Raw genomic sequence first — 8,776 nt, forward strand, 5'->3', positions numbered from 1 at the left:
ATGTCAGGGATCGACAAAAGCCGAGGAAACTTCCCAAAAAGCTCCCTCGGCTTCGTCAAATTATAGCTTTTCCAATGCGACCCAATGCCCCTTCTTCACCTCTACAAACTCGGAGCCTTCTAGTCCATACGGGTCCGCTTTGTGTCCTTCGGAATGAGCCGCATATTTCTTTTGCGATTCGATTGCCGGGTCAGGCACAGGGATGGCTGCAAGCAGAGATTTGGTATACGGGTGGATAGGGTTTTCGTACAGTTCCTCGCTTTCGGCCAGCTCTACGATTTTCCCACGGTACATGACCGCAACCCTATCGCTAATATGCTTCACCATCGACAGATCGTGGGCGATAAACAAATAAGTCAGGCCTAGACGCTGCTGAAGCTCTTCCAGAAGCTTCACGATTTGCGCTTGAATGGAGACATCCAGCGCAGACAGCGGCTCGTCGCAAATAATAAACTCCGGCTCTACGGCCAGCGTGCGCGCAATACCGATTCTTTGGCGCTGTCCTCCCGAAAATTCATGAGGATACCTTAGAGCGTGGGAGGAGTTCAGCCCCACCATGTCCAGCAGCTCCTCGATCCGCCTTTGACGCTCCTTCTTCCCGGAAGCCAGTCCATGCACATCCAGCGACTCGCCGATAATATCGGCTACCCGCAATCTGGGATTAAGCGAAGCGTACGGATCTTGAAAAATAATGCCCATATGCTTGCGCATCGTCTTCATCTCAGCCCGGTTTAGCCTTTGCAGCGGGATGCCTTTGAACAGCACTTCCCCGCCAGTCGGCTCATTCAGCCGCAAAATCGCCCGGCCGGTCGTCGATTTGCCGCTGCCCGATTCCCCGACGACGCCAAGCGTCTCCCCCGCTCTTATATCGAAGCTGACCTCGTTCACAGCTTTTACGATTTGACCTTTGCCCATATCGAAATACTGTTTTAAAGAACGCACCTGAAGCAAAGGCACATCGTCCGCCGATTGAATCGCGGTAGATACAAGCTTCGGCTTCTTCTTTTCGTCGAGGCGAGGCAGCGCATTCAACAGCTTAACGGTATAAGGATGCTGCGGATTGGCAAAAATGTCGGCGGTTGTACCCGTTTCTACAATTTCTCCATCCTTCATAACGACCACTCGGTCGCACATCCCCGCTACAACGCCCAAATCATGAGTAATCAAAATAATGGACGTGCCTAAGCTTTGCTGAAGCTCTTTCATCTGATTCAAAATTTGCGCTTGAATAGTAACGTCGAGCGAGGTCGTCGGCTCGTCCGCAATAAGTAGGGACGGACGGCAAGCAAGCGCAATGGCAATCATGACGCGCTGCCTCATCCCGCCGGAAAATTCATGAGGATACTGGGCATAGCGGGCTTCGCTATTCGTAATGCCGACCATTCGCAGCATTTCAATCGCTTCCTTGCGCGCCTCCGCCTTGCCAAGCTTTCTATGCTTGATGAGACTTTCCTCAATTTGCTTTCCGATTCTCATAGTCGGATTTAAGGAGGACATCGGGTCCTGAAAGATCATCCCGATTTCTTTACCGCGGATGCTCTCCATTTCGGAATCGGTTTTGAAGGCCAGATTTTCCCCTTGAAACAGAACCTCTCCATTTTTAACCATTGAAGGAGGGGACGGAAGCAAGCGCATAATCGTTCTTGCCGTGACGCTTTTTCCGCTGCCCGATTCTCCTACTATGCCAAGCGTCTCTCCCTTTCGCACTTCAAAGCTAACGACTTTTACCGCCTCTACTTCCTTGTCTCTCGTAAAAAAAGACACCGATAAATCATTTACTTTCAACAATGCATTCATGCTGTCACCTACATAGTTATAATTTAATAAAATGATTTATTAAGGGAATCCTTATAAAACAACTCTATTCACGCTTAATTCATTATATAATGTATAATATACCATGTGTTATTTTCCAAAAATAAGGATTTGACTTTTTATGACCCTTAAAATAAAATCTACTATATCGATCGGAATAATGCAATTAAAAAATATTGGCATACAAAGGAGCGGACTAGCTTGACAGGGAACGCTACTGCAACGGGGATCGGGAGCCGAATTTCCTCCATTTATCGCAAAATGTTATTACATAGAACTTACCGCCTGCTGCTATGGCTGACCGGAGCGCCTATCGCTCTCATCGCGCTTGGAGTTCATCTAGGCCGCAAATCGAAGCACAATTATGCCGCTCTTACGCGGGAAGCGGAGCAAAGCCTGCTGCAATCCGGCGTCAAAGCGAAGCTCCTTGCGGAAGCGCGGGACCAGCTTATTCGCAAGCATCGCTTCTTCGGTCAACCTATATCCGACGAGCAGCTCCAGCGTGAAGCCGAAAGCTGGGCAGCCGTAGCATTCGATGAAGCGGTGAAAAAAAAGCTGGCTACGCAAACGTCAGACGGAAACGGCGCTAAGCTGTCGTTCGGAGACACCTTCCAGTCGCTGATGGAAAATCAGGCCTTTTTTGTATTATCTCTTCTGCTCGCTTTTCCTATGTATTTGCTAATGGCTATATACGCAAATCCCTACATGAAATATATTGCCGAACGTCTCGTCATGACGATTTTTGTTATTTTCGGAGTCGCTATACTCGTCTTCAGCATTTTGTATATTTCTCCTATGGACCCTGCGAGGAACATTTTGGGAGAAACGGCAACCCATGAACAAATAGCCGCTTTCAATAGTCTTTATGGGCTTGACCAGCCTTTTCTTTCTCAGCTTTGGAATTCGCTTAGAGGCATCATCACCTTTGACCTCGGCAAATCATTTGCCGGCAACGAAGATGTAACGACCGCTATCGCTAACAAATTTCCAGTTACTCTTACTTTGACGGTCATTTCGACGCTGATCGCCGTTTTGATCGCACTGCCGATCGGAATCATTTCCGCGACGCGGCCCAATTCATTTCTCGACTACACGTTTATGTTCATTGCCTTGCTCGGTCTATCTATTCCAAACTTCTGGCAAGGGCTTATCTTTATTCTAAACTTTTCGATCAAGCTGCCTTGGCTTCCGGCCACCTACAATCCGGATAATTGGCTCTCCGCCATTATGCCGATTGTCGTTCTCGGAACCGGTCTTACCGCGTCCGTCGCACGGATGACCAGATCCTCCACCCTGGAAGTCATCCATGAGGATTATATGATTACCGCCAAGGCGAAAGGACTCGCCAGCAGGCATGTTCTGTGGAGACACGGTGTCGGCAATGCTTTAATTCCGATCATTACCGTTATCGGGCTGCAATTTGGCGCCATGCTTGGCGGAGCTGCGGTTACGGAAAAAGTGTTCAATATTAGCGGTATCGGCAGCTACATTGTAGACAAGCAATTTATTCCCGACATTCCGGCCATTATGGGCGGGGTCGTGTATACGGCGATTACCATTTCAATCATCAACGTTATTGTCGATTTGATGTATGCCTTCTTTGACCCAAGAATCCGTTCCAAAATGAAACAATATTAAAGCAGGTGCTGACCGTGATAAATCCTACCCTTACTAAGCAACAAATCAGGTTTCGACTGAAGTCTGCGCCGGAATACGGCCAAGCCAGCTTTGCCGGCATCGTCTCTTTCGCTTTGGCGCTTGTCCTGTTTCTTAGCGGCTATGTACCGGAAGAAGGAGCCTTCAAACCGGCTTTGTTTTATGCCGGAATGGCTTATCTCGCTTTCGCCCTGCTGCAACTCGTAGTGTGGGCGCTTATTCGCAGGGATCTTATCCGCAGCGGCGAAATTAAGCGGTCTACTCGCTCGCTTGGGTACATTCAAGTGTTGGGCTTGTTTACCGCCAACGTGTTTGTCGCTACTGCCGGATTCCAATTAATCAAAAAGAAAAAAAGCGCGTTATACACGCTTTCCGTCTACACGGTCATTACTACGGCGCTTGTATTCGCCGTATCTGCGCTTAATCTGTTTAAGCCTTATGTGGCTAACGGCTTCCTTCTAGGCATGATTCTGATGCTCGCCGCTTTGGCTATTCAAGTGGCCGGCCTCTTGCTCATCGCAGCCTTTGCCGATCGCCCGGTTATGCCGAGCTGGCTGTATGCCCTCGCCGCCATTTTTATCGCCACTTCAGCCACAGGCAATCTGTTCGCGCTTTTCCTCGGCCTGCTGATCATTGCCAAGCTTAGAGACAAAGGACACTCCTCCGGCTCCAAGCTCGGAGATGTCGTTGACCGGCTCGCCCGCAGCTCGACTTCTATGCTTGGATTGCTGTTTATCGTCTTTTTGTTCTCCTTGTCCATTATGAGCTACATGACGTTCGATTATGGACTTGCGATCGACAACAATTACGGCATGATTTTGCAGCCGCCTAGCCTTGAATATCCGCTTGGCACGGACAATTTTGGCCGGGACCTGTTTGCGCGCATCGTATTCGGCGCCCGAATCTCGCTCGTCGTCGGTCTTCTGTCCACGCTCATTCCAGTCGTCATCGGAGGCGTCCTTGGAGCCTTGTCCGGCTATTATGGAAGGCAAACGGACAATATCATTATGCGTGCGCTGGATATTTTGTACGCGATACCGGGCATACTGCTCGCAATTGCCATTATCGCCGCTTTTGGCGCCAGCACCGTCAATCTGATTATTGCGCTCAGCGTCGGCGCCATTCCTACTTACGCAAGAACGATGCGAGCGAATGTGATGCTCGTCTCCACGCTTGAGTATGTGCAGGCTGCCCGAGCTTTCGGCTCCAGCGACCGGACGATTTTGTTCAAGCATATTGTGCCGAACTCGCTTGCTCCGATGATTGTCAAATCAACGCTAACGATCGGTACCGCGGTTATCTCAACGAGCAGCCTTAGCTACCTGGGACTAGGCGTCGAGCCGCATATCCCGGAATGGGGCAATATTTTAAAGCTAGGCAGCGCCTATTTGGAAACGCACGCTTTTACAGCGATTTATCCCGGCATTGCCATTATCGCTTTGGTATTGTCGTTTAACTTCCTTGGAGACGGCTTGCGGGACGCTCTAGATCCTAAGCTCGATTAAGGACTTTTTCACCCCATAACCTCATTCATATTCCGTCGACCTCTACGTTACGAAACCAAGAATGGACGATGAATGAATGTGAGTTAACATAATGATTCACCCACATAAATCACAGGAGGGGAATACAATGAAGAACAAAGGCAAATTAGCCGCCGTATTGTTGCTTAGTCTTTCCATTATGCTCAGCGGCTGCAAGCTTACCACCAAAAACGAGGCTACGGAAAGTCCAAAGCCGACAGCGGGAGAGACGGTCGTCGATACTAAGGCGGTCGATATTGAACTGCTTGGCATGAGCAATAACGAAGCCGATCTGAATATTGTGCGTGACCAACTGGCGAAAAACGGCTTTAACGTCAAGCTGAACATTCAAGCCGATTACGGCACTTTTAAAGCGCAAGAGGATGCAGGAAACTTTGATATTTCCTTCTCCGGCTGGACGACGGTAACGGGAAATCCCGACTATGCGGTTCGTTCCCTATTTAAAACTGGCGGCGACTACAGCATTCTGTCGGATTCCGAAATCGACGCGCTGATCGAAGAAGCTTCCGCGCAAACGCCAGAGCAATTCAAAGAGACGTACAAAAAGTTTGAAGAAAAGCTCGTATTCGAAAAAGCGTATATCGCGCCTCTTTACAGCTCGCTGAAAGCGCAAGCGTTGAACCAGGATGTGCTCGACAAAGGTTCTGTACGCATCTCGAAATCCCGCTCCTTGCCTTGGGAAGATGTTGACTTTAAGGACAAGTCAAAACGTGCCAAAGACTTTTTGGTGCTGCAATCCATGATGCCAACGCTAACGTCGCTTGATCCAATCAAAGGCAACGACGGCTCCATTAACATCATCAACACCAATCAATATGTAAGACTTGTCAACTTGACGGATGACGACAAAATTACGTCGACCGGCTCCCTTTCTCTGAACCATGTTATTGCGGAGGGCAACTCCGATTACTATTTCATTCTGCGCGACGACATCAATTTCGCTCAAATCAAAAACAAGCTTGCTGTCGATTCCGGGGAACGTGTAGGCGCAGAAGACGTCATCTTCTCCATGAACCGCGCCAAGGACAAAAACTCGGTACCGGATCACCGGACGTACACGCTTCACGAGCATATTAACACAGTCGAAGTCGTGACAGACGTTGCAGCTTTGGAAAACCTTAAAGTATCCGGCGGCAGCGACACGGTAAAAGCGGCTCTTGAAAAAGGGCTGAACGGCAAAATTTCCGAGCTGGTAGCTGACAAAACAAAAGCCGATAATAAATCCGGCAAATACCAAGTCGTTAAATTGACTACAACTCAGCCGTTCCCTCAAGTTCTGAACTACTTGGCGCATCAATCGGCAGGTATCGTATCCAAAAAACAAGTGGAAGCTATTAATACGTACGACGTTGCCAACTTCGACGTCAACAAAGATATTCCTTACGGCGACCAAAACACGGTAACGGAAGGCGCGAAATACAACAACACGCTGTCTACAAGCGGACCTTACATTTTGGCTTACAAAAATGATTACGAAGCTATTTTCTACAAAAACCCGGCTTACATGAAGGGCACAGAAAACGAGCCTCTCATTGAAAAAATCAAAATCCGGTTCATTAAAGATGCCGACAGCTCTTTGGCGGCGCTTCGCAGCGGCGAAATCCATATTTACTATGGCGTAAACGAAACCAAATTCGACGTCGTAAAAGGCGACAGCAAGCTGGCGCTTCAGACGCTTCCTAGCAATGCGGTATCGTACCTGCTGTTCAATACGAAAAACCGTCCGGTAGCGGAAAGCGCCGATTTGAGAAAAGCGGTTCTGTACTCCATCAATCAAGAAGAGTTCTTAGCTTACTATAGCGGCAATAAGTTCAAGGCAATCTCTACGCTTAGCCCGCTTGTCCAAACGGGACTTGAGCTCAAAGCCGATCCTGCCAAAGCAAAAGAACATTTGAATGCTTACAAAGCAAGCAAATAATGCGACATAACAGCAAGAGACCGCTCCGTACCTAACGGGGTTGTCTCTTGCTTTCGCATATCGGACGAATGCCTAATGGCAAACCGATCTGCATCGTCGTCTACACAATGAGAAGGAGCGTGCAATATGGGGAACGATTCACAATTAAAAGCCAAGCTGTCGCAATGGGATGCGCTCATGCTGGAATCTTTAAAAGCTTACGGCTGGCCTGATGATACGCTAATCGAAAAGGTGCGCACTGGCGATTTGCCTAGTGACAACAGTAAATTCCAATTCGATTACGCGGCGCTTACCGCCTTGGCCACGGACAGTCCTGCCGTTCTGGAGCAGGCTGTGCGACATGGCTATCAAATCAAATACAATACGATTCGAGGCATTCATAGCTGGATTTTGGTAGCCTTGCAACTGGAAGCCGAGCTTCTCCTTGAACCAGGCAGCGAAGCGGTTATTGCCGCTTTGACGCCTCAAGAAGCAGAGCTTGTTGGCTCTGTGCTCTCCTTTGGCTGGAGTCTGTCCCCTGCAACGGGTGACGAGAGCGACAGACGTTCGTATAAAATTGAGCCGGCAGGAAATCTCTCCGTTTAAACGGCTGCCTTTTCAAACCGGAATATTGCTTTTTTCATAATATAAAAATCCCGCAAACTTGCAGACGCTGCTCCTCTTGCCCCTATGGGCATTTTGGAGCGGCTTGCCTGCCGTTTACGGGATTTTTTAATGATTACACAACTGGGCCATCCGCAAATCGGAACATGCAGAAGTGGCCGGCGCTTCCAACAAAGCCGCCTCCATTAGAAATCGATACGGCGTTAGGCGATAGGTTAATAATTTGAATAACGTCGCCAGCCGAATAGTTCGATACCCGAATCACTTCAATTTGCCCTGACGTGTTGGCGTTTGCGCTCGGCGAAAAGCTGATGCCGTTAACCGATACCCCAAATCTGGAATCGGCTGTTGTTCCTACGGCGAAATTAAGAGCGCAGTCTAAATAGTACAGGCCACCCTCCTCGAGGATAAAAGTGTTCGTTCCGTTAAAGGTAATTCCTGCTACAGCCGTTAAACCGAAAGTGACAACACCGCCAGCAGCAATTGTTTGAGCATCAATGTTTGCATTGGCGAAAGGCTGAAGCAACTCCTCTAGAGCTCCCGTTGCACCAGTCGCTCCTGTTGCTCCTGTGGCGCCTGTTGCTCCTGTACTGCCGGTTGCACCTGTGCTGCCGGTTGCTCCCGTGCTTCCGGTTGCACCTGTGCTGCCGGTTGCTCCCGTACTGCCAGTTGCACCTGTGCTTCCGGTTGCTCCCGTGCTTCCGGTTGCTCCCGTGCTTCCGGTTGCTCCAGTGTCTCCGGTGTCACCCGTTGCTCCTGTCGAACCAGTTGCCCCTGTACTGCCAGTTGCTCCGATGTCTCCTGTATCACCTGTTGCTCCTGTTGCACCTGTAGCCCCAGTTGCTCCCGTGCTGCCAGTTGCTCCCGTGTCTCCGGTGTCGCCCGTTGCTCCAGTTGCACCTGTAGACCCTGTCGCTCCCGTGCTTCCGGTTGCTCCGGTGTCACCAGTGTCACCCGTTGCTCCTGTAGCCCCAGTAGACCCTGTGCTTCCGGTTGCTCCAGTTGCGCCAGTAGACCCTGTTGCTCCCGTGCTTCCGGTTGCTCCGGTGTCGCCTGTATCACCTGTTGCACCAGTCGCTCCCGTCGCGCCAGTTAGACCCGGTTCGCCTGTCGCTCCCGTTGCTCCCGTCGCGCCAGTTGGTCCTACATCGCCTGTCGCTCCCGTTGCTCCCGTCGCGCCAGTTGGTCCTACATCGCCTGTCGCTCCCGTTGCTCCCGTCGCGCCAGTTGGACCTACATC

Annotated in this window: 5 protein-coding genes and 1 pseudogene; 4 read left to right on the forward strand and 2 right to left on the reverse strand. The window is 50.0% G+C overall.

Annotation, left to right across the window (positions count from 1 at the left end):
* Positions 1-60: 60 nt before the first annotated feature.
* The gene (locus ACFQZE_RS19215; protein ID WP_379359986.1) at positions 61-1,797 is read right to left on the reverse strand and encodes an ABC transporter ATP-binding protein; all 1,737 of its coding nucleotides are present in this window, start codon (positions 1,795-1,797) and stop codon (positions 61-63) included.
* Between the two features lie 219 nt (positions 1,798-2,016).
* On the opposite strand from ACFQZE_RS19215, the gene ACFQZE_RS19220 reads away from it, so the two are divergent.
* The 4 genes from ACFQZE_RS19220 to ACFQZE_RS19235 all read left to right on the forward strand — a co-directional run bounded on the left by ACFQZE_RS19220 (position 2,017) and on the right by ACFQZE_RS19235 (position 7,518).
* Complete coding sequence (locus ACFQZE_RS19220; protein ID WP_379359988.1) at positions 2,017-3,453, forward strand: ABC transporter permease; 1,437 nt, start codon at positions 2,017-2,019, stop codon at positions 3,451-3,453.
* Positions 3,454-3,467: 14 nt separating this feature from the next.
* Positions 3,468-4,976, forward strand: a complete 1,509-nt coding sequence (locus tag ACFQZE_RS19225) for an ABC transporter permease (RefSeq protein WP_379359990.1) — start codon at positions 3,468-3,470, stop codon at positions 4,974-4,976.
* Positions 4,977-5,103: 127 nt separating this feature from the next.
* Positions 5,104-6,933 carry an ABC transporter substrate-binding protein gene (locus ACFQZE_RS19230; protein WP_379359992.1) on the forward strand — a complete coding sequence of 610 codons (1,830 nt, stop codon included), beginning with the start codon at positions 5,104-5,106 and terminating at the stop codon, positions 6,931-6,933.
* A gap of 126 nt (positions 6,934-7,059) precedes the next feature.
* Positions 7,060-7,518, forward strand: a complete 459-nt coding sequence (locus tag ACFQZE_RS19235; protein ID WP_379359994.1) for a hypothetical protein — start codon at positions 7,060-7,062, stop codon at positions 7,516-7,518.
* Positions 7,519-7,651: 133 nt separating this feature from the next.
* On the opposite strand, the pseudogene ACFQZE_RS19240 reads toward ACFQZE_RS19235, so the two are convergent.
* A pseudogene (locus ACFQZE_RS19240) lies at positions 7,652-8,776 on the reverse strand (collagen-like protein); the annotation flags it as partial.

It is taken from the genome of Paenibacillus sp. GCM10027627 (genome assembly GCF_042675505.1).
In the GTDB taxonomy this organism is placed as follows: Bacteria; Bacillota; Bacilli; order Paenibacillales; family Paenibacillaceae; genus Pristimantibacillus.